At 64.2% G+C, this 22533-nt stretch carries 20 protein-coding genes; all 20 read right to left on the bottom strand.

What is annotated here, in order from left to right; genetic code table 11:
• Window positions 1–20: 20 nt before the first annotated feature.
• The 20 genes from atpA to WS75_RS20675 all read right to left on the bottom strand — a co-directional run bounded on the left by atpA (window position 21) and on the right by WS75_RS20675 (window position 22088).
• Window positions 21–1562, bottom strand: a complete 1542-nt coding sequence (atpA, locus tag WS75_RS20770) for a F0F1 ATP synthase subunit alpha (RefSeq protein ID WP_059602075.1) — start codon at window positions 1560–1562, stop codon at window positions 21–23.
• A 44-nt stretch (window positions 1563–1606) separates the two neighbouring features.
• Complete coding sequence (locus WS75_RS20765) at window positions 1607–2146, bottom strand: F0F1 ATP synthase subunit delta (RefSeq protein ID WP_040142773.1); 540 nt, start codon at window positions 2144–2146, stop codon at window positions 1607–1609.
• Between the two features lie 2 nt (window positions 2147–2148).
• Window positions 2149–2619 (bottom strand): F0F1 ATP synthase subunit B, encoded by a 471-nt coding sequence (locus WS75_RS20760; protein ID WP_006751767.1) that lies wholly within the window; start codon window positions 2617–2619, stop codon window positions 2149–2151.
• A gap of 129 nt (window positions 2620–2748) precedes the next feature.
• The gene (atpE, locus tag WS75_RS20755) at window positions 2749–3018 is read right to left on the bottom strand and encodes a F0F1 ATP synthase subunit C (protein WP_006482730.1); all 270 of its coding nucleotides are present in this window, start codon (window positions 3016–3018) and stop codon (window positions 2749–2751) included.
• Window positions 3019–3093: 75 nt separating this feature from the next.
• On the bottom strand, window positions 3094–3945 hold the full coding sequence (atpB, locus tag WS75_RS20750; protein WP_012492242.1) for a F0F1 ATP synthase subunit A: 852 nt from the start codon (window positions 3943–3945) through the stop codon (window positions 3094–3096).
• Window positions 3946–4055: 110 nt separating this feature from the next.
• Window positions 4056–4583 (bottom strand): ATP synthase subunit I, encoded by a 528-nt coding sequence (locus WS75_RS20745; protein ID WP_059682672.1) that lies wholly within the window; start codon window positions 4581–4583, stop codon window positions 4056–4058.
• A gap of 575 nt (window positions 4584–5158) precedes the next feature.
• Entirely contained in the window at window positions 5159–6289 is a 1131-nt protein-coding gene (locus tag WS75_RS20740) for an SLC13 family permease (RefSeq protein WP_059682912.1), read from the bottom strand.
• Window positions 6290–6302: 13 nt separating this feature from the next.
• Window positions 6303–7196, bottom strand: a complete 894-nt coding sequence (locus WS75_RS20735) for a ParB/RepB/Spo0J family partition protein (protein ID WP_059682910.1) — start codon at window positions 7194–7196, stop codon at window positions 6303–6305.
• Between the two features lie 31 nt (window positions 7197–7227).
• Complete coding sequence (locus tag WS75_RS20730) at window positions 7228–8007, bottom strand: ParA family protein (RefSeq protein ID WP_059682670.1); 780 nt, start codon at window positions 8005–8007, stop codon at window positions 7228–7230.
• 51 nt (window positions 8008–8058) lie between these two features.
• Window positions 8059–8745 carry a 16S rRNA (guanine(527)-N(7))-methyltransferase RsmG gene (gene rsmG / locus WS75_RS20725; RefSeq protein WP_059682668.1) on the bottom strand — a complete coding sequence of 229 codons (687 nt, stop codon included), beginning with the start codon at window positions 8743–8745 and terminating at the stop codon, window positions 8059–8061.
• Window positions 8742–10712 carry a tRNA uridine-5-carboxymethylaminomethyl(34) synthesis enzyme MnmG gene (mnmG, locus tag WS75_RS20720; RefSeq protein ID WP_059682665.1) on the bottom strand — a complete coding sequence of 657 codons (1971 nt, stop codon included), beginning with the start codon at window positions 10710–10712 and terminating at the stop codon, window positions 8742–8744. The genes rsmG and mnmG overlap by 4 nt, the downstream gene beginning before the upstream one ends.
• Window positions 10713–11230: 518 nt before the next feature.
• Window positions 11231–11986, bottom strand: a complete 756-nt coding sequence (locus tag WS75_RS20715) for an ABC transporter ATP-binding protein (protein ID WP_059682663.1) — start codon at window positions 11984–11986, stop codon at window positions 11231–11233.
• Complete coding sequence (locus tag WS75_RS20710) at window positions 11986–13770, bottom strand: branched-chain amino acid ABC transporter ATP-binding protein/permease (protein WP_059682661.1); 1785 nt, start codon at window positions 13768–13770, stop codon at window positions 11986–11988. Before WS75_RS20710 ends, WS75_RS20715 begins: the two co-directional genes overlap by 1 nt.
• Window positions 13771–13774: 4 nt before the next feature.
• A complete protein-coding gene (locus tag WS75_RS20705; RefSeq protein ID WP_059682658.1) occupies window positions 13775–14830 on the bottom strand; it encodes a branched-chain amino acid ABC transporter permease in 1056 nt (351 codons plus the stop codon).
• Between the two features lie 201 nt (window positions 14831–15031).
• The gene (locus WS75_RS20700) at window positions 15032–16189 is read right to left on the bottom strand and encodes an ABC transporter substrate-binding protein (protein ID WP_059682656.1); all 1158 of its coding nucleotides are present in this window, start codon (window positions 16187–16189) and stop codon (window positions 15032–15034) included.
• A gap of 1118 nt (window positions 16190–17307) precedes the next feature.
• A complete protein-coding gene (locus WS75_RS20695; RefSeq protein ID WP_059682908.1) occupies window positions 17308–18282 on the bottom strand; it encodes a branched-chain amino acid ABC transporter permease in 975 nt (324 codons plus the stop codon).
• Complete coding sequence (locus WS75_RS20690) at window positions 18282–19166, bottom strand: branched-chain amino acid ABC transporter permease (protein ID WP_059602103.1); 885 nt, start codon at window positions 19164–19166, stop codon at window positions 18282–18284. Before WS75_RS20690 ends, WS75_RS20695 begins: the two co-directional genes overlap by 1 nt.
• Window positions 19167–19280: 114 nt before the next feature.
• Window positions 19281–20480: an ABC transporter substrate-binding protein gene (locus WS75_RS20685; protein ID WP_059682654.1), complete on the bottom strand. Its 1200-nt coding sequence runs from the start codon at window positions 20478–20480 to the stop codon at window positions 19281–19283.
• Between the two features lie 76 nt (window positions 20481–20556).
• The gene (locus tag WS75_RS20680; RefSeq protein WP_059682652.1) at window positions 20557–21312 is read right to left on the bottom strand and encodes an ABC transporter ATP-binding protein; all 756 of its coding nucleotides are present in this window, start codon (window positions 21310–21312) and stop codon (window positions 20557–20559) included.
• Complete coding sequence (locus WS75_RS20675) at window positions 21309–22088, bottom strand: ABC transporter ATP-binding protein (RefSeq protein ID WP_021160426.1); 780 nt, start codon at window positions 22086–22088, stop codon at window positions 21309–21311. The genes WS75_RS20680 and WS75_RS20675 overlap by 4 nt, the downstream gene beginning before the upstream one ends.
• Window positions 22089–22533 lie beyond the last annotated feature (445 nt).

Below are 22533 nucleotides of genomic sequence, written 5' to 3'. Positions count from 1 at the left end.
CTCAGTGTGTCACTCGCGGATCAATAGGCACCCGACTTCTTGAAGGATTCGATCGCCGCGCGCAGCGCGCCTTCGTCGTCCTTCGAGAGATCCTTGGTGTCTTCGATGCGCTTGATGAGGTCAGCGTGGCTGGTCTTCAGGTTGTCGCGCAGGCCCTTCTCGAACGGCAGCACTTGCTTCACGTCAAGGTCGTCGAGGTAGCCGTTGTTCGCGGCGTACAGCGACACGGCCAGTTCCCACACCTGCAGCGGCTGGTACTGCGGCTGCTTCAGCAGTTCCGTCACGCGGCGGCCGCGCTCGAGCTGCTTGCGGGTCGCTTCGTCGAGGTCCGATGCGAACTGCGCGAATGCCGCCAGTTCACGGTACTGCGCGAGGTCGGTACGGATACCGCCCGACAGCTTCTTCACGACCTTCGTCTGAGCGGCGCCACCGACTCGCGACACCGACACGCCGGCGTTGATTGCCGGGCGGATGCCTGCGTTGAACAGGTCGGTTTCCAGGAAGATCTGGCCGTCGGTAATCGAGATCACGTTCGTCGGAACGAACGCGGTCACGTCGCCAGCCTGCGTTTCGATGACCGGCAGTGCCGTCAGCGAGCCGCTCTTGCCCTTCACTTCGCCGTTCGTGAACTTCTCGACGTACTCTTCCGACACGCGCGCAGCACGCTCGAGCAGACGCGAGTGCAGATAGAACACGTCACCCGGATAGGCTTCACGGCCCGGCGGACGGCGCAGCAGCAGCGAGATCTGACGGTATGCCCAAGCTTGCTTGGTCAAGTCGTCATAGATGATCAGCGCGTCTTGGCCGCGGTCGCGGAAGTATTCGCCCATCGTGCAGCCGGCGTACGGTGCGAGGTACTGCATCGCTGCCGAATCCGACGCCGTAGCGGCGACGACGATCGTGTATTCCATCGCGCCCGTTTCTTCGAGCTTGCGAACCACGTTCATGATCGACGAAGCCTTCTGGCCGATCGCGACGTAGATACAGATCAGGTCCTTGCCCTTCTGGTTGATGATCGCGTCGAGCGCCACCGCGGTCTTGCCGCACTGACGGTCGCCGATGATCAGCTCACGCTGGCCACGGCCGATCGGCACCATCGCGTCGATCGACTTGATGCCCGTCTGCACCGGCTGCGACACCGACTTACGCCAGATCACGCCCGGGGCGATCTTTTCGATCGCGTCGGTCAGCTTCGCGTTGACCGGGCCCTTGCCGTCGATCGGGTTGCCGAGCGCGTCGACCACGCGGCCGACGAGTTCCGGACCAACCGGGACTTCCAGAATGCGGCCCGTCGTCTTGACGACGTCGCCTTCCGAAATGTGTTCGTATTCGCCGAGAATCACCGCGCCGACCGAGTCGCGCTCGAGGTTCAGCGCGAGGCCGAACGTGTTGCCCGGAAACTCGAGCATTTCGCCCTGCATCACGTCCGACAGGCCGTGGATGCGCACGATACCGTCGGTCACGGAGATCACGGTGCCCTGGTTGCGAACGTCTGCGCTCGCTTCAAGGCCCTGGATCCGGCTCTTGATCAGCTCGCTGATCTCAGAGGGATTGAGTTGCATTATTCGCTCCTGATAGTCAATTCTGTTGCGTGCCGGCGTGGCGCTCAGGCGGTCAAGGCAGCCTGCATCGATGCGAGGCGCGCGCGAACCGAGGTGTCGAGCACTTCGTCGCCGACCGTCACGCGCACGCCGCCGATCAGCGACGAATCGACTTCGACCGTCGGCTTCAGCTTGCGCTTGAACTTGCGTTCGAGGCCAGAGACGAGGCTTTCGAGATCCGCGCCGTTCAGCGGGAACGCGCTCACGATCTCGGCGTCGGCTGCACCTTCGCGTTCGTTCTTGAGCGCCTCGAACTGCTCGGCGATTTCCGGCAGCAGCGCGATGCGATGATTGTCGACCAGCATCTGCACGAAGTTCTTCGCTTCGGCGCCTGCCGCGAGCGGCGACTTCACCGCAGCAAGCAGCAGCTCGGCCACTTGCGTGCGCGTCACCTTCGGGCTCGACGCGACCGACAGCACTTCCGGCAGACGCGCAACCTGGGCCAGCTCTTGCACGAGCGTGGACCAGGCGGCGATGTCACCTCCCTCGGCCACGCGGAACAGCGCTTCTGCGTAAGGGCGGGCGATGGTTGCAAGTTCGGCCATGATCAGAGCTCGGCTTTCAGTTGATTCAGCAGTTGGGCGTGGGCCGTTTGATCGACTTCGCGCTTCAGGATCTGCTCGGCGCCCTTCACGGCCAGCGAGGCGACTTCGCCACGCAGCGCTTCGCGCGCCTTCACGATTTGCTGTTCTGCTTCCGCTTTCGCCTGGGCGACGATGCGGGCGGCTTCAGCCTGGGCGTTGGCCTTGATTTCCTCGGCGACCGCCTGGGCACGCTTTTCAGCGTCGGCGATGCGCTGCTGGCCGTCGTTGCGGGCCTGCGCGAGTTCCTGGTCCACGCGCTTGTGCGCTGCGTCGAGTTCCGCCTTGCCCTTCTCCGCGGCTGCGAGGCCGTCGGCGATCTTCTTCGAACGTTCGTCGAGGGCGTTGATCAACGGCGGCCACACGAACTTCATCGTGAACCACGCGAGGACCAGGAACACGACCATTTGCGCAAACAGAGTTGCGTTGAGATTCACGGTGTTTCCTTATCTGCTATTCCGGAAAAATGAAACGGTAAGGCGCTCATCGAGTTGCATTCGATCAGCGCCCCAAGTCTCCGTTCCGCCCTGCGCCGGCTCACGCCGGGCGCATATTTCCGAGGAACCTTAGCCTGCGAGCTTCGACAGGAGCGGGTTCGCGAACGCGAACAGCATTGCGACACCAACGCCGATCAGGAATGCAGCGTCGATCAGGCCGGCCAGCAGGAACATCTTCGTTTGCAGCGGGTTGATGAGTTCCGGCTGACGTGCGCAGGCTTCGATGTACTTGCCACCCATCAGCGCGATACCGATACAGGCGCCGATTGCACCCAGGCCGATGATGATGCCGATACCGATGGCGGTCAGACCCTGGATGTTGGCGATGTAAGCTTGCATGATCACTCCTTTGTGAAAAGACTTGGAACTGAGATTTAAAAAACTAAAACGGAAACTCTTTTTTGCACGCCGCGCTTAGTGCTTGTCGTGCGCCTGGCCGAGATACACCAGCGTCAGCATCATGAAAATGAATGCCTGCAACAGAACAATCAGGATGTGGAAGATTGCCCAGACGCTACCCGCGATCACGTGACCAACGAAGCCGAGGAACGTTGCGTCGCCACCGAAGCTCCACATGCTGCCGAGCAGGGCGATCAACAGGAACAACAGCTCACCCGCGTACATGTTGCCGAACAGCCGCATGCCGAGGGAAACGGTCTTTGCGAGATATTCGACGATGTTCAACGCGAGGTTCGGGATCCACAGCAGCGGGTGCGCGCCGAACGGGGCCGACAGCAGCTCATGCACAAAGCCGCCCGCGCCCTTGATCTTGATGCTGTAATAGATCATCAGGACGAACACGCCGAGCGCGATGCCGAGCGTGCCGTTCAGGTCGGCCGTCGGGACGATGCGATGGTGGGAAATCACGTCCGACAGACCGAGCAGGCCGATGACGCGGCCCGGCAGGTCGACGGGGAGGAAGTCGAGGGAGTTCATCAGCGCGACCCACACGAACACCGTGAGGGCGAGCGGAGCGATGAAGGTGCGGTTGCCGTGGACGATGGCCTTCGATTGATCTTCGACCATTTCGACGAGCATCTCGATCGCACACTGGAAACGGCCCGGCACGCCCGAGGTCGCCTTGCGGGCGGCCAGACGCAGCAGGACGATCGTCACGATACCGCACACGATCGACCAGAACAGCGTGTCGAGGTTCCAGACGTGGATGTCGAAAATCGACGTCTGATGCGAGGTGGAGAAATTCTGCAAGTGGTGCGCAATGTACTCGGACGGATCCGGACCGCGCGTGCCTTCGCTAGCTGCCATATCGTTAATGCCACCCAAATTGTCGAAAATCGTTTTGCCCCGTTCCGCAATACGCTATTGCGGGAACGGGCCGGTGCGGTTCGTTGTCGAAACCGCACGCTGCTTGTTGCTTACCGCCAGGCCAGCGCGATCCAGTACGTCTTCAGCACGACGAGGTAGGTGACGAGGAGCGCCGGCCAATGCACGCCGGCATAGCCGTACGCCACTGCGGCGAACATCCCGATCGTCACGCCGAGCTTCAGGGCTTCGCCCATCACCCAGCTCATCACGGTGGCCGAACCACCTGCCTTCAGTCGTGCCACGAACAACGCGCTTGGCACCCAGCCGATCGCCCCGCCCAGAAACGCGGATTGCGCAGCGGCGCCCGGCGACTTCGAAAACAGCCACCACGCCAGCGTTGCAACCAGGGACAAGACCACCTGCGCGATCACCACCTTGTAGGGGGTTACGCGCGGCGGCTTGCTCACGTTCGGACCGAACAGCCTCTCGGCTTCCGTCCGCGTGAGCGGAACGATGTTGTTATCTTGCAGCTCGGCATCCCAGTCGTCGCCATCGGACTCGCGCCGCTCGCCGGCCGCTGAAGCGGTGCGTTGCGCTCGGTGATCATCGTGCCTGTCGTTCGGCGCCTGACCCGCCATCGCAATCTTCCGCAAAATCCTTGAACCCGGCCCCAAGCTTTCTGAAAGCTTTCAGGGGTGCCTAGCTAACAAATCCGGGCGATTGTAAGCGATAGTTGCAGGTGATTCAAGGCTTTAGACGCGACAAAAACCTGCGTAAAACGACGCCTCATCATGTGAAAAAACGTGCGCGTCGACGACGTACGATGACAGTTGTAAGGTCGGTTTTTTGCGCCGGCATTTCTTGCCCGAACAAGCGCGGTCGCAACGAAATGACATGACAACGTGGTCTGGCGTGGGCGCCACCGGCGCGACGCGATCGCAGCAGGAATTCTGCTGTGACGCGATCACGGGAAATGACCCGACGCGGCGACGGGCAAGAGAGGAAACACTGTGGCCGCCACGTCGAGCGCGATGCGCGAAATACGCTCGAACGCGAGCACGCCGATGCCTGCAATCAGTTGTTACGCCACCACAGTCGTTCGACTGTGGTGGCGTAACACTTATCAACAGGACCGTCTTCGCAACGACCGGGAACGCTGTGCGCCCTCCTCACCGGGCTTGCGGCACGCGTACGCCGCATTGATCCGCATCGCTCAGCCGTGAACGAGCAGCCACGCACCCAGCGCCGCACTCAGGAGCGCGAACGGAATCGACACGAGGTGAAACGGCAGCCACATACGAGGCTCCTTCGCAAGGCGCACCGCGATCAGGTTCGCGAGCGAACCGATCGCGAAACCGAAGCCGCCGACCGATACGCCGAACGCGAGCGCCCGCCAGTCGCGCGTGAATTCCGACAGCAGGATCGCCGCCGGCACGTTGCTGATTCCCTGTGACACCACCGCGCCCGCTGCGAACACACGCAGCGGCGAATCGAGATGGGTTCGCGCGATCGCATCGTGGACGACCGGCAGCGCAGCCGCGCTGCGCAGCACAACGAACATCAGCACGAAGATCAGCAGCAGCAGCCAGTCGATCTTCAGGACCGCGTCACGTCTCGCCACCAGCAGCGCGATCACGACGGCGATCAGACCGGGCACGGGATTGTGCGCATCGGCGAGCAGCACGAACGCACCAAACAGCACCGCCGCGAGCAACGCATGCATGCGCTGCACGGGAACGGCCTGGACGTCTCCCGACAGATCGAGCGGCTTCGCGCGAAACGCGCACGCCGTCAGCACGAGCAGCAGCGCCATCAACGCCAGTGCGAGCGGCCCGAGCGTGACGACGAAGCGGCCAAACGACACGCCGCTCAATTGCCACAGGAAAAGGTTCTGGGGATTGCCGAGCGGGGTCGCGACGGACCCCGCGTTGACGGCCAGCGCGACCACGATCACGAGCCGCCGGAACGGCAGCGGCGTCAACGTGCGCAGCGATACCATTAGCGGGACGACGACGAACAGCGCGACATCGTTGGTGAGCCACATCGCGAGCGCCGCCGCGAACACGACGAGCAGCATCGCAAGCCCGCGCTCGGAATGCACGTGATGCACGATGCGATGCGCGAGCCACATCAGGCACCCGGACAGCTCGAGCGCCTTGGTCAGCATCAGCAGACCCGCGAGCGTCGCGACGGTCTGCCAGTCGACGAGACCGGCCAGCGCGGCAATTGGTTGCGGACGCAACCATTGCTGAACAATCAGCGCAAGCGCCAGCACCGTCAGTACGGGTTCCTGCAAAAGCCAGCCAAGCCACCGGCGCGGCGCCGGTGCGCCCGTGTTTTCCATCGATCGCGCCTCGTTATTCTTCGGCCGCGACGTTGCCGCGCAGGCGCGCAAGAATGCCCTCGAGCGCGTCGAGGTTGCCGAAATCGATCATCACCTGCCCTCGCCCGCGGCGGCCGAGCTTGATCTTCACCGTCGACGCAAGCAGGTCGGACAACTCCTCCTCGAGACGCCGCGTGTCGCGGCCGCCGTCATCCTTCGCGCGCGCCTTCACCGCCGGCGCTTCCTTCGTCGTGTGGGCGACCAGCTTCTCGGTCTCGCGCACCGACATGCGCTTGTTGACGACCTGGTGCGCGAGCGTGATCTGCGTCGCGGCATCGACCGCAAGCAGCGCACGCGCGTGGCCCATGTCGAGGTCGCCGGCCAGCAGCATCGTCTGCACCGGCGCTGCGAGGTTCAGCAGACGCAGCAGGTTCGATACCGCGCTGCGCGAGCGGCCGACCGATTCGGCCGCCTGTTCGTGCGTGAAACCGAACTCATCGAGCAAGCGCTGGATACCGTGCGCCTCTTCCAGCGGATTCAGATCCTCGCGCTGGATGTTCTCGATCAGCGCCATCGCGGCGGCGGCCTGATCGGACACGTCCTTCACGAGCACTGGTACTTCGTCGAGGCCGGCCAGGCGTGCCGCGCGGAAACGCCGCTCGCCCGCGATGATTTCGTATTTGTCAGACGAAATAGGTCGTACCAGGATCGGCTGCATCACGCCTTGCGCGCGAATGCTGGCCGCCAGCTCCTGCAGGCTGCCTTCGTCCATCCGCGTCCGCGGTTGGTACTTGCCCGCCTGCAGCTTGCCGAGCGCGAGCGTGTTCGGCGCCCCTTCGATCTTCACCGCTTCGGTGATGTCCGCACTGCCGCCGAGCAGCGCTTCGAGGCCACGTCCCAAGCCCTTCTTCTTTGGTACCGCGTTCATGTCTTTCTTCCTCGCTTCGCTCATGTCCGGATCACGACACCTCGAACGCGCGCACGCGATCGATCATCTCGGCACCAAACTGGATATACGCCTGCGCACCGCGCGAGTTGCGGTCGAATACGACGCCCGGCAACCCGTAACTTGGCGCTTCCGCCAGGCGCACGTTGCGCGGAATCACCGCGTCGAACACCTTGTCGCCGAAGTGCGCTTTCAATTGATCGGAGACTTGCTGCTGCAGCGTGATGCGCGGATCGAACATCACGCGCAGCAAGCCGATGATCTTCAGGTCGCGGTTCATGTTCGCGTGAACCTGCTTGATCGTATTGACGAGATCCGACAGCCCCTCCAGTGCGAAGTATTCGCACTGCATCGGAATCACGACGCCATGCGCCGCGCACAGCCCGTTCAGCGTCAGCAGCGACAGCGTCGGCGGGCAATCGATCAACACGAAGTCATAGTCGTCGGCCACGTGTTCGAGCGCGGCCTTCAACCGTCGCTCGCGGTTATCGATGCTGATCAGCTCGATCTCGGCACCGGACAGTTCACGGTTGGCCGGCAGCACGTCGTACGTGACGCCTTCCGGACGCACGCGCGCTTCCGTCACCGATACGCCGTCGACCAGCACTTCGTACACGGTCGACTCGCAGGCGGCCTTGTCGATCCCACTACCCATCGTTGCGTTGCCCTGCGGGTCGAGATCGATCAGCAGGACTCGTTGCTCCTGCGCTGCAAGGCTTGCGGCGAGATTGACCGATGTCGTCGTCTTGCCGACGCCCCCCTTCTGGTTCGCAACGCAGAAGATCTTTGCCATCGTTGGTGTGTTCCCTTTACCTTCAAACAAACGGCGCGCTACCGCGCGCCTTCAATTCGCCTCGTCGACGGTGACCTCGATCAGATGCCGTTCGGCATCGAGCATCGGTACCGCCAGCCGCATCGTCTGCTTTACATGACTGCCCTCCGGCAACCGAGCAATTTCGTCGTCCGGATGGACACCCTTCATTGCCCAGATCGATCCACCGGGCGCGACGAGATGTCGAGCAAGTTTAACGAAGTCGGATAGATCCGCGAAAGCGCGGGATACGATCATGTCGAATTTTTCCGGCACTTCGATACCCGGCTGCAGCGATTCGACACGCCCGGTGACCACAGACAGGTTCGCGAGCTTCAGCTCGGCGCGCATCTGCGTCTGGAATGCAGACTTCTTCTGCACGATATCGTTCAGCGTGACCTGCCAGTCCGGCTGGATGATCGCCAGCACGATACCGGGCAACCCGCCGCCCGAACCCACGTCGAGCACGCGCGCCGATGCACGGTCGCGCAGATGCGGAACGATGGAAAGCGAATCGAGAATGTGCTGGATCAGCATCTGCTTCGGGTCGCGGATCGCGGTCAGGTTGTAGACCGCGTTCCACTTGCCGAGCAGCGCGACATAGTCGAGCAGCTGGTTCCGTTGTGCATCCGTCAATGTGATGCCGAGCTCGGCCGTGCCATCGACGAGCATCTGTTCAAGTACGTCCCGATTAACCGCCGGCGCGCGACGCGCCGTCATTGTTGCGTCGGGACGGTGCCGCCCCCCTGTTCCGTCACCTCTGCGGCGGTGCCGTTACGACGGCCGAGGCCGCGGCGTTTCAGGTGCACCATCAGCAGCGAGATCGCAGCCGGCGTGACGCCCGAGATCCGCGATGCCTGGCCGATCGTTTCCGGGCGGAACTCGTTCAGCTTCTGGCTCACCTCGAACGACAGGCCACGCACCTCGCGGTAGTCGATACCTTCCGGCAGGCGTGTGTTCTCGTTCGCATCGTTGCGCTCGATCTCGCTGGCCTGCCGCTCGATATAGCCCTGATATTTGATGCCGATCTCGACCTGTTCCTTGATCTGCTCAAGCAGCACCGGATCGTCGGCCAGCGGCTCCGCAGGCGCGCATTCACCGCCCTTCAGGCCGCACACACCGTCGTAGCTGATACCGGGGCGGCGCAGCAGTTCGGCGAGGCTGTACTCGTGATCGATCGCCTTGCCGAGCAACGCGGTCGCCTCTTCAGGCGGCAGCGTCTTCGGCGTGACCCACGTCGACTTCAGTCGTTCGGTTTCACGTGAAACAGCGTCGCGTTTCCGGCTGAATGCATCCCAGCGCACGTCGTCGACGAGGCCCAACTCGCGGCCGATCTCGGTCAGGCGCATGTCCGCATTGTCTTCACGCAGGCTCAGACGGTACTCGGCACGGCTCGTGAACATCCGGTACGGCTCGGCCACGCCACGTGTGACGAGGTCGTCGACCAGCACGCCAAGATAGGCCTGGTCGCGGCGCGGGCACCATGCGTCCTTCTCCTGCACGTAGCGGCCCGCATTCAGACCGGCCAGCAGCCCTTGTGCAGCCGCTTCTTCGTAGCCGGTCGTGCCATTGATCTGGCCCGCAAAGAACAGCCCGTTGATCGCCTTCGTCTCAAGCGATGCCTTAAGCGCGCGCGGGTCGAAGTAGTCGTATTCGATTGCGTAGCCGGGGCGCAGGATGTGCGCGTTCTCGAGGCCGCGCATCGAGTGCACGAGCTCGAGCTGCACGTCGAACGGCAGGCTCGTCGAAATCCCGTTCGGATAGAACTCGTTGGTCGTCAGCCCTTCCGGCTCGAGGAAGATCTGGTGCGATTCCTTCGATGCGAATCGGTGGATCTTGTCCTCGATTGACGGGCAGTAACGCGGGCCGACACCTTCGATCACGCCTGTATACATCGGCGAACGATCGAGGCCGCCGCGAATGATGTCGTGCGTCCGCTCGTTCGTGTGCGTAACCCAGCAAGGCAGCTGCTGCGGATGCTGCTCTGCACGGCCCAGGAACGAGAATACGGGGATCGGATCGAGGTCGCCCGGCTGCTCGTCCAGCTTCGAAAAGTCGATCGAGCGGCCATCGATACGCGGCGGCGTACCGGTCTTCAGGCGGCCCTGCGGCAGCTTCAACTCCTTCAAGCGCGCCGACAGCGACACGGCCGCCGGATCGCCCGCGCGACCGCCCGTGTAGTTGTTCAGGCCGACGTGAATCTTGCCGTCGAGGAACGTACCGGCCGTCAGCACGACCGCACGCGCGCGGAAGCGGATGCCGATCTGCGTGACGGCGCCGACCACGCGATCGCCTTCGACCATCAGGTCGTCGACAGCCTGCTGGAACAGCCACAGGTTCGGCTGGTTCTCGAGCCGATGGCGGATCGCAGCCTTGTACAGGATGCGGTCGGCCTGCGCACGCGTCGCGCGCACGGCCGGGCCCTTCGACGAATTGAGGATCCGGAACTGAATACCGCTCTCGTCCGTCGCGGCGGCCATCGCGCCGCCGAGCGCATCGACTTCCTTGACGAGATGGCCCTTGCCAATGCCGCCGATCGACGGATTGCAGCTCATCTGGCCAAGCGTTTCGATGTTGTGGGTCAGCAGCAGCGTCTTCGCACCCATACGGGCCGATGCCAATGCGGCTTCCGTGCCGGCGTGCCCGCCACCGACGACGATGACGTCAAATTCTGTGGGAAAAAGCATGGTGGATTCCGGGCGCAGGATTGCGCACGAACCTATCTGAGAAATGTATGGGCCGAATTATAGCGGGTTCGCTTTTCACCCGAAGACCGTCCGAATGGTAGGGCCGGTTCATTTGGCCGCTTTTTTTGCCCGACCGGGCTGAACTGTGCCGTTCGGCCCGCTTCGGCGGCGCTGCTGCAGCCTCAGCGCACATCGTCATACTGTGCAAAATCGCGCATCTGGCAGTGGTTTGCGAAGTCCGCCGTCGCTGTGCCGTCACAGCATTTCGGATCGACCTGCCTCGGCTTATCCCCTGTGCCGTTTGGCTCGTGTCGATAGAACACTGTCACGCGTACAGCGCTCACTGTCCTGCGCAACCCGGCGCGATGAGCCCTCCACTCTCGTCACAGGGTTTCTGTTTGTTGCTACGGCACTTATCCCCACGCCCGATTCACCGACGCCTCGCCCTCTTCCAGAAAACAAAAGCGGCGTGTTTCACGTGAAACACGCCGCACGTTTCCCGCCGACCGCCCCAACCATCAAGCCGTTTTTTTCACCAACCCCAGGTATGTTTCGATCACGCGCGGATTCTGCGCCAGCTCCGCCGCCGGCCCTTCCAGCGCAAACTCCCCCGTCTCCAGCACATAGCCGTAGTCCGAGATCTGCAGCGCAGCCCGAGCGTTCTGCTCGATCAGAAGCGTCGCGACGCCTGTGCCGCGTAACGCGCTGATGATATGAAAAATCTCCTTCACGATCAGCGGCGCCAGCCCGAGGCTCGGCTCGTCGAGCATCAGCAGATCGGGCTTGCCCATCAGCGCGCGGCCCACCGCGAGCATCTGTCGCTCACCACCCGATAGCGTGCCGGCTGCCTGCTTGCGCCGCTCCTTGAGCCGCGGAAACAGCGCAAACACGTGATCGAGCTGGTCGAGGAAGTTCGACTCGCCAGCGAGCTTGCGGCGATACGCGCCCAGCACGAGGTTATCCTCGACCGTCATCGTGCTGAACAGCTCGCGCTTTTCCGGCACAAGGCACATTCCACGCGCGACGCGCTGCTCAACCGGCAGCGCGCCCACGTCCTTGCCACGGTACACAACTGCCCCTGACGCATGCCCGGTCACCGGCAATGCGCCCATGATTGCGTTCAGCAGCGTCGACTTGCCGGCCCCGTTCGGGCCGATCACGCTGACGATCTGCCCGGCGCCGACCTTGATCGCCGCTCCGTGTAACGCCTCGACCTTCCCGTACCGCACCGCCAGACCGCGCACGTCGAGAATCGGCATCGTCGTCTCCGCCATCATTCCACCCCGCCCAGATACGCTTCGAGCACCGCCGGGTCCTGCTGCACGTCCTGCGGCAGTCCTTCCGCGATCCGCGTGCCGAATTCCATCACCACCAGCCGGTCGGTGAGGTTCATCACGAAATCCATGTCATGTTCCACGAGCAACACGCTCATTCCTTCCGCCTTCAGGCGCCGCAGCAGGTCGGCGAGCTGCTGCTTCTCCTGGTAGCGCAGCCCGGCGGCCGGCTCGTCGAGCAGCAGCAGCGTCGGATCGCAGCAAAGCGCGCGCGCGATTTCGAGAATCCGCTGCTGGCCGAGCGCGAGGCTGCCGGCTTCGTCGTACATATGCCGCTCCAGCCCGACGCGGCGGATCTGTCGCGCCGCCTCGGCCAGTAGCTGTGCTTCCTCGTGCGCATTGAACCGCGCGATGCTGCGCCACACGCCCGTATGGCCGCGCAGGTGCGCGCCGATCGCGACATTCTCGAGCACCGTCATCGTCGGCAGCAGCTTCACGTGCTGGAACGTGCGACCGATCCCGCGCCGGACAATCTGACGCGACGTGAGCCCGTCGATCCGCTCGCCGCGGAACGTGATCGTGCCGCCCGTCGGCTGCAGCACGCCGGTCACGAGGTTGAACGTGGTCGACTTGCCGGCGCCGTTCGGGCCGATCAGGCCGATGATCTGTCCCGCCTTCACGTCGAAGCTGACGTCGTTGACGGCCACCAGGCCACCGAACTGCTTGCGCGCGTTGTCGACGACGAGCAGCGGCTCGCCCGCCACCGGCTTCGCGCGCTGCGGCAGCGGATCGGCATGGTCGGGCACATGCGCGCGCGGCCCGCGCGGAAACAGCTTCGCGACGAACGGCCACACGCCTTGGCGTGCGTACTGCAGCAGCAGCACCATCAGCACGCCGAACACGATGATCTCAAAGTTGCCCTCCGAGCCGAGCAGCTTCGGCAACAGCGTCTGCAGGTAGTCCTGAAGCACGGTGAGGATCGCGGCACCGAGCACCGCGCCCCACACGTGCGACACGCCGCCGACCACGGCCATGAACAGGAATTCGATCCCGTGGTTCAGGCCGAACGGGGTCGGGTTCACCGCGCGCTGCAGGTGCGCGTACAGGAAGCCCGAAACCGCGGCGAGAACGGCCGCGTAGATGAAGATCACGACGCGCATCCACGCGGTGTTCACGCCCATCGCCTCGGCCATCACGCCACCGCCACGCAATGCGCGGATCGCTCGGCCTGGCCGGCTGTTGAGCAGGTTCTGCACCGACACGATCGCGGCCAGCACGACGGCCCAGATCAGGAAGTACAGGCTTCGGCCGCTTCCGAGCTCGATGCCGAACAGGTTCAGTGCCGGAATCCCGTTGATCCCGTCGTACTTGCCGAGCAGTTCGAGGTTTCCGAACAGGTAGAACAGCGCGAGACCCCACGCGATCGTGCCGAGCGGCAGGAAGTGCCCGGACAGGCGCATCGTGACCGCACCGAGCACGAGCGCGACGAGCGCCGTCAGCACGACGCCGACGATCAGTGCGAGCCACGGCGACACGCCGTAGCGCGTCGTCAGGAATGCGGTCGCATACGCGCCGATGCCGACGAATGCGGCCTGTCCGAAGCTCGTCATCCCGCCGACGCCCGTCAGCAGCACGAGGCCGATCGCGACGATCGCGTAGAGGCCGATGTAGTTCAGCAGCGTGATCCAGTATTCGGGCACCTGCAGCGCGCCGGGCAGCACCGGCAGCGCGAACAGCACCACGAGAAACACCCAGAAAGTCTTGTTGCGTACCATCGTCTTCATCGCGTCACTCCTCTTCCTCTTCCGTGTGCGGCGTCGCGAAACTGCGCCACAGCAGCACCGGGATGATCAGCGTGAACACGATCACTTCCTTGTACGCGCTCGCCCAGAACGACGAATACGATTCGAGCACGCCGACCAGCAGCGAGCCGGCGGCCGCAAGCGGATAGCTGACCAGCCCGCCGATGATCGCGCCGACGAAACCCTTCAGGCCGATCAGGAAGCCGGAGTCGTAATAGATCGTCGTCAGCGGACCGACGAGGATGCCGGACAGCACACCGAGCCCGGCCGCCAGCGTGAACGCGAGCCGCCCTGCTTCGGTCGTGCCGATGCCGACGAGCCGCGCGCCGAGCCGGTTCACGGACGTTGCACGCAGCGCCTTGCCGGCGATCGTGCGGCCGAAGTACACGTAGAGCGCGCCGATCAGCACCAGCGCGGTCACGACCACGAGGATGCTCTGTACCGACACCGTCATGCTGCCGACCGACAACGACGCATCCGCGAAGCCGTTGGTGCGCGAGCCTTCCGCCCCGAACATCACGAGCCCGAGGCCCACCATCGCGAAATGGACGGCGACGGACACGATCAGCAGCAGCAGTGTCGTGCCTTCGGCGATCGGCTGATAGACGAGCCGGTAGACGAACGGCCCCATCGGCACGACGATCGCGAGCGTCAGCGCGATTTGTGCAAGCATCGGCATCGGCTGCGCGGCAAAGCCGCGCGTAATCGCGAACACCGCGAGCGGCAGCAGCACGTAGCGGCTGCCTAGCGTCGCGAGCGTGCGGCCGAGCTGATGACGGCGTTCGCGATGGCGGATCAGGCCGCCGACTTCCAGCAGGAAGCACGCGATGCCCATCACGAACAGCAGCCAGCAGGTGGCGGGAAACTTCTGCGCCTGCAGCGCTGCAAGCGTGAGCGCACCGTAGGCGACGAATTCGCCCTGGGGAATGAAGATCACCCGCGTGACGGAAAACACCAGCACGAGCGCCAGCGACAGCAATGCATAAATGGCGCCGGTCGTGATGCCGTCTTGCGCGAGGATCGCCGCAATCGAGAGATCCATACGTTTCGTGTATCGAGAATGCTGCGGAGAAACGAAAGACGGGAATGGCCGCGGCGCACGAACGGCAAAATCGGCGCGTCGGGCGCCACGCGGCGGGCCCCGGTGATTCCATGCGGCACGGGAGCGGCCCGTCGGGCCCGCTCCGCTGCCGACGGCGCGCACGGCGCCGTTCGCGCCGCGCCCGCCGGTTTCACGTGGTGCTTACTCGGCCTGCAGCTTCCACTTGCCGTCGACGATCTGCACCATCACGCGCGCACGCGTGTCGAAGCCGTTGTGATCGGTCGGCGTCGTGTTGATCACGCCGTGCGACACGGGCAGGTCCTTCACGCTCTCGAGCGATGCGCGCAGCGCCTCGCGGAACGCCTCGGTGCCCGGCTGGCCCTTCTTCAGCGCTTCGGGGATCGCACGCTGCAGCAACAGCCCCGCATCCCATGCGTGGCCGCCGAAGGTCGACAGCGACCCCGCGCCGTACGCCTTCTCGTACGCGGCCTTGTAGCCGAGCGCCGGCTTCTTCACCGGGTTCGAATCGGGCAGCTGGTCGGTCACGAGCACCGGGCCGGCCGGGAGGATCTCGCCTTCGCAATCCTTGCCGCACACGCGCAGGAAGTCGTTGTTCGCGACGCCGTGCGTCTGATACACCTTGCCCTTGTAGCCACGCTCCTTCAGCGTCTTGGCGGGCAGCGCGGCCGGTGTGCCGGATCCGGCGATCAGCACCGCATCGGGATTCGAGCCCATCAGCTTCAGCACCTGCCCCATCACCGACGCGTCGGTGCGGTTGTAACGCTCGTTCGACACGACCTTCAGCCCGTTCTTCGCGGCAGCCGCATTGAACGTGTTGTACCAGCTGTCGCCGTACGCATCGGCGAAGCCGATGAAGCCGACCGTCTTCACGCCGTGCTTCGCCATGTAGCCGGCGATGGCATCCGCCATCAGCTGGTCGTTCTGCGGCACCTTGAACATCCATGCGCGCTTCGCGTCCATCGGCGAGATGATCTGCGCACTCGCCGCGAGCGAGATCGTCGGCGTTTTGCCCTGCGATATCGGATCGAGCATCGCGAGCGAGTTCGGCGTGACGGACGAACCGATGATCGCGTCGACGTGATCCTCGTCGATCAGCTTGCGCACGTTCTGCACCGCGCGGCTCGTGTCGGACGCATCGTCGAGCACGATGTACTGGACGCTCTTGCCCGCGATTTCCTTCGGCAGCAGCGCGATCGTGTTCTTTTCCGGAATCCCGAGCGATGCGGCCGGCCCGGTGGCCGACAGCGTTACGCCGATCTTCACCTGCGCCGACGCCGTGGTCGCCGCGCACACGAGGCCCGCGGCAAGCAGAACCTCCATCCATCGATTCATCTTCATTTACGTTGTCTCCAAACGCTGCTCGAAAAATCCGCGGGTCGCTCGGGCGGCTCCCGGTCCTCAAACAAGTTAATAATTTAACTATCTCGCCGACCCGCGCCTACGCTCGTTTTCCCGTGAAACGCCTGCACCGCCATCGAGCCCCGGTGATATCGCGCGCGGACGCGCCGCGGCGCGTTCCGAAACGGTCGTGCGACCGCCACGATGCGCGGCAGTAATGTCGTCAGGATGAACCGAGTGGAGAAATGCGGCGTTGCGCGAGACGCGATCGATGCGGACGCAACGATCATCGGAAGGTCGGCCGGCCGGGCCGGGTTCGGCTCCACAAGCGGGCGATGCAGGATCGAAAAATCGGCCGTTCATGCGAACGCGAACGACACGTCGGATGCGAACGCAACGACCGCAGAGACCGTCGTGCCGGCAAATCGCACCGGAACGCGCATGCCGGCCGCAGGACGGCTCGTGAACGCCGGGGCATAGCCGTGCACCGCCGACCCCGAACGAGCGGCGCCAGCCGCCTCTCGCACCCCGATCCATCGTCCCGCGCTTCTCATCCAACCGCACTCCCTCTTCTGCATTTTGCTTGTAGGAGAACTGCCGACCGTTTTCCCGACCGCACGGTCGGCGAAAGCTGAGTGTAACGGACGCTTTTTGCGCACGCCAACCGGGTAAGCCCGGACGGCCATGCACGCGGCTGCGCGCCAGCGGCGATCGACCGGCAGGGAGGGAGAAAACGGGGAAGACGGGATGAGGCGCGCGCGTGGTCGGGCAGAATGTGGTGGCACGCCTTTGCACCAGCAACGGAAATTCGCGCACCAAATGAAAAAGCGCTGTTGGATTCCGTCCAACAGCGCTTTTGGGGTCCGGGCACTTTGTGCCTCGATTGTCTCCTCGTTCTCCACCTGCAAATTCGTTTCGCGGTGCATCAGAACTGGAACGAAGATTAAAGTACCTTTCATCTTGCGACAACTTAGCATTTACCCCTATGGTGCATCGCCGCACGAAAATGGGGCACCAGCGTTGCCGCGCGGCACCGGCGCGAGGCCGCCGAAACGCCCTTCCCGGCTGCGCCGGATGGTGCTTCGCATCAACGCGCCGCAACGGCCGCCGCGACGCAATCAGGACGGCCTCAGCATCTTCACCCGCGCGACCATCTCGCCGACGATCCCGCGCCGGAACGCAAGCACGCATGCGATGAAGATCAGCCCCGTGACGATCGTCGCCGATTCGCCGAGCGAGTGGAACCAGCCGATGCCGGTCGCCGACGCGAGCCATTCGCCGATGTCGCCGAGCCGGTCCTCCAGCGCGACGATCAGCGCTGCGCCGAGCAATGGCCCGAACAGCGTACCCATCCCGCCGACGAGCGTCATCAGCACGACGAGGCCCGACATCGTCCAGTACGCGTCGGACAGCGTCTCGAAACCGAGCACCAGCACCTTCAGCGAACCCGCCAGCCCCGCGAGCCCGGCCGACAGGATGAACGCGAGCAGCTTGAAGCGATCGGTGTCGTAGCCGAGCGAGATCGCGCGCGCCTCGTTCTCCTTGATCGCGACGAGCACCTGGCCGAACGGCGAGTGCACGATCCGCACGATGAATGCGCACGCCGCGACGATCACCGCGACTACGACGTAGTAGAGCGCGACGTCGTTCGACAGGTCGACGACCCCGAACAGGTGCCCGCGCGGCACGCCCTGCAGGCCATCCTCGCCGTGCGTGAACGGCGCCTGCAGGTAGATGAAGTAGACCATCTGCGCGAACGCGAGCGTGATCATCGCGAAGTAGATGCCCTGCCGGCGGATCGCGAACAGGCCGACGACGAGCCCGAGCAGCGTCGCGGCGACGGTGCCGACCAGCACGCCGAGCTCCGGCGTGAAACCGAGCGTCTGCATCGAATAGCCGGTCGCATAGCCGGCGGTCGCGAGGAACATCGCATGACCGAACGACAGCAGCCCCGTATAGCCGATCAGCAGGTTGAACGCGGCCGCGAACAGCGCGAACGTGAGCACCTTCATCACGAACACCGGATACGCGCCGATGAACGGCGCGGCGAGCAGTGCGGCGAGCAGCACGCCGTATAGCACTTTTCTCTGCATCATTTTTCCTTGCCGAACAGGCCCGCCGGGCGGAACAGCAGCACGATCGCCATGATCACGAACACGACCGTGGCCGACGCTTCGGGATAGAACACGCGCGTGAAGCCCTCGATCACGCCGAGCAGCAGGCCGGTGATGATCGAGCCGAGGATCGAGCCCATCCCGCCGATCACGACCACCGCGAACACGGTGATGATCATCGGCTGGCCCATCAGCGGCGACACCTGGATCACCGGCGCCGCGAGCACGCCCGCGAACGCCGCGAGCGCGACGCCGAAGCCGTACGTGAGCGTGATCATCATCGGCACGTTCACGCCGAACGCCTCGACGAGCTTCGGGTTCTCGGTGCCGGCGCGCAGATAGGCGCCCAGGCGCGTCTTCTCGATCACGAACCAGGTCGCGAGACACACCGCGAGCGACGCGACGACCACCCACGCGCGGTAGTTCGGCAGGAACATGAAGCCAAGGTTGGTCGCGCCGGACAGCTGCGACGGCACGTCGTACGGCTGGCCGGACGATCCGTAGATCGACCGGAACACGCCTTCGACGACCAGCGTGAGCCCGAACGTGAGCAGCAGCCCGTACAGGTGATCGAGCTTGTACAGCCAGCGCAGCATCGAACGCTCGATCAGGATCCCGAACGCACCGACGATCAGCGGCGCGAGCACGAGCATCGCCCAGTACGGCAACGCGAAGTACGACAGCCCCATCCACGCGAGCATCGCGCCCAGCATGAACAGCGCGCCGTGCGCGAAGTTGATCACGTTGAGCAGCCCGAAGATCACCGCGAGCCCGAGGCTCAGGATCGCGTAGAACGAGCCGTTGACGAGCCCGAGCAGCAACTGGCTCAGCATCGCCGGCAACGGAATGCCAAAGATTTCCATCGACTTAGCCGTCAGAATGAGTTTCGTTGCGTGCGCAACGTTCAAGCCGTCGCCCGTACGGGCGGCGCAGCGGGCACATCGCTGCGGCCGCCACCACGCGCCGCTATGTCGCGCTTACTTCCACATCGCGCAGCGCGATTCCTGCTTGGTGCCGAACGCCTGGTCGCCCGGAATCGTGGCGAGCACCTTGTAGTAGTCCCACGGCTCCTTCGATTCCGACGGCTTCTTCACTTCCATCAGATACATGTCGTGAATCATGCTGCCGTCCTGGCGAATGAAGCCCTTCGCGTAGAAGTCGTTGATCTTCATCTTCTTCAGCTCGGCCATCACCTTGTCGGAGTCGGTCGTGCCGGCCGCCTGCACGGCCTTCAGGTAGGTCGTCACCGACGAATAGTCGGCCGCCTGCAGGCTCGACGGCATCTTCTTCATCTTGCCGAAGTAGCGCTGCGCCCACTGGCGCGATGCCGCGTCGCGGTTCCAGTACCAGCTGTCGGTCAGCACGAGGCCCTGCGTCGTCTCGAGGCCGAGGCTGTGCACGTCGTTGATGAACATCAGCAGCGCGGCGATCTTCATCGTCTTCGTGATGCCGAATTCCTTCGCGGCCTTGATCGAGTTGATCGTGTCGCCGCCCGCGTTCGCGAGGCCGAGGATCTGCGCCTTCGACGACTGCGCCTGCAGCAGGAACGACGAGAAGTCCGACGCCGACAGCGGGTGGCGCACCGTGCCGAGCACCTGGCCGCCGTTCGCCTTCACGACATCCGACGTGTTCTTCTCGAGCGCCTTGCCGAACGCGTAGTCGGCGGTCAGGAAGAACCAGCTCTTGCCGCCCTGCTTCACCACCGCCGAGCCGGTGCCCTTCGCGAGCGCCATCGTGTCGTATGCGTAGTGGACCGTGTACGGCGTGCACTGCTCGTTGGTCAGCGTGTCGGCGCCCGCGCCGATGTTGATGTAGACCTTCTTCTTCTCGGCCGCGACCTGGTTCATCGACAGCGCGGTCGCGGAGTTCGTGCCGCCGACCAAGAGGTCGAGCCCGCCGCGGTCCATCCACTCGCGCGCCTTCGACGCGGCGATGTCGGCCTTGTTCTGGTGATCGGCATAGACGACCTCGATCGGCTTGCCAAGCACCTTGCCGCCGAAGTCGGCGACCGCCATGCGGATCGCCTCGAGGCCGCCCTGCCCGTCGATGTCCGCGTAAAGGCCCGACATGTCGGTGATGAAGCCGATCTTCACGGTATCCGCGGCCTGCGCGGCGCCGGCGGTGAACGCGGCGGTCGCGAGGGCGAGACAGGCGTGTGCGAGGGTCTTCATTTTCATTGACGTCTCCTGTTTTTCTGATGCGTTGTGGTTGTTCGAAGCCGCCACGGCTAGCGGCGAGAGAGACGGGGCGGCGTCACACCCCGAGCAGGTCGTGCAGGGTCGGCATCTTGCTTTCCAGTTCGGCCGCCTGGAAATGTTCGACGATGCTGCCGTGCTCCATCACGTAGAAGCGGTCGGCAAGCGGCGCGGCAAAGCGGAAATTCTGTTCGACCATCACGATCGTGTAGCCGCGCGCCTTCAGCGCGACGATCATCCGCGCCAGCGCCTGCACGATCACCGGCGCGAGGCCTTCGGAAATCTCGTCGAGCAGCAGCAGGTTCGCACCGGTGCGCAGGATCCGCGCGACCGCGAGCATCTGCTGCTCGCCGCCGGACAGCCGTGTGCCCTGGCTCTGCCGGCGCGACGCGAGGTTCGGGAACATCGCGTAGATCTCGTCGATCGACATCGCGTGGTCGCGCGGCCCGATCGGCGGCGGCAGCATCAGGTTCTCCTCGCACGACAGGCTCGAGAAGATCCCGCGCTCCTCCGGGCAGTAGCCGATGCCGAAATGCGCGATGCGGTGCGTCGCGAGGCCGATCGTCTCGTTGCCCGCGACCTTGATCGACCCGCTGCGGCGGCCCGTGAGGCCCATGATCGCGCGCAGCGTCGTCGTGCGGCCCGCGCCGTTGCGGCCGAGCAGCGTGACGACCTCGCCGCGATGCACCGTCAGGTCGACGCCGTGCAATATGTGGGATTCCCCGTACCAGGCCTCCAGGCCCGTGATCTCCAGCGCGGGCGTACCGCTCTCGACGCCGCTCAATTCGCGTTCCTCCCGTTCGCTGTGCTTCATGCGTGCGCCCCCGCGAGCGCCGCATCGGCGCTGCCCATATAGGCTTCGATCACGAGCGGATTCTTTGACACTTCCGCATACGAGCCTTCGGCCAGCACCTCGCCGCGTTGCAGGACGGTGATCGTGTCGGAGATGCCCGCGATCACGTTCATGTTGTGCTCGACCATCAGGATCGTGCGGCCGCTCGCGACCTTCTTGATCAGCGCGGTCACGCGATCGACGTCCTCGTGGCCCATCCCCTGCGTGGGCTCGTCGAGCAGCATCAGTTCGGGTTCCATCGCGAGCGTGGTCGCGATCTCGAGCGCGCGCTTGCGGCCGTACGCGAGCTCGACGGTCGGCACCTGCGCGAAATCGGTGAGACCGACCTGCGTGAGGAGATCCATCGCGCGGTCGTCGAGCCGCTTCAGCGTGCGTTCGCTGCGCCAGAAATGGAATTCGGTGCCGAGCGCGCGCTGCAGGCCGATACGCACGTTCTGCAGCGCCGTCAGGTGCGGAAACACGGCAGAGATCTGGAACGAGCGGATGATGCCGCGCCGTGCAACCTGCGCGGGCCGCTCGTCGGTGATGTCGATGCCGTTGAAGACGATCTGGCCGGCCGTCGGTGTCAGGAACTTGGTGAGGAGGTTGAAGCAGGTGGTCTTGCCCGCGCCGTTCGGCCCGATCAACGCATGGATCGCACCGCGCCGCACACGCAGGTTGACACCGTTCACGGCGGTGAAGCCCCTGAATTCCTTCGTCAGTCCGCGTGTTTCGAGAATCGTGTCGCCGAGAATCATGTTCCCTTCCGTACGAAGTCAGGCGAAGCACCGGGAAGATTCGCGAGAAGCGTCCGCGAACAGGTCCGCGGATCAGCGGGCTGCCCCCCGTGCGCCGAATTACGCCTCGAGGGTGGTCTCCCGCGCCGACGCGTATGCACACTGCGCAACATTGTCGCGCCGTTGGTGCAGTGCAATCATCGGGATTTGCACTTATAGGGCTGGCCGCCATATGGCACGCGGCACAGCGCGAATTTCGACGCGTTTTTTTTGACGCGCGCATCATCGACGGTTGCTCGATTGCACGACGCGTGCCTGCGCGAACGCGGGCACGTTACGCCGCGCGTCATGTCGTCGCGCAACGAGAAGGCGCGCGCGCAATGCGTGGCTTGCGGCGCGATCGCATTGCGTGTCGTCGATCCGTTGCGATCCGCACGCCGGCTTGTTTCGCATAGCGAATCAGCGG

Source organism: Burkholderia sp. FL-7-2-10-S1-D7 (genome assembly GCF_001524185.1).
In the GTDB taxonomy this organism is placed as follows: domain Bacteria; phylum Pseudomonadota; class Gammaproteobacteria; order Burkholderiales; family Burkholderiaceae; genus Burkholderia; species Burkholderia diffusa.
The sequence above is the reverse complement of the archived record's forward strand: the minus strand, read 5'-3'. Positions and strand labels throughout refer to the sequence as shown.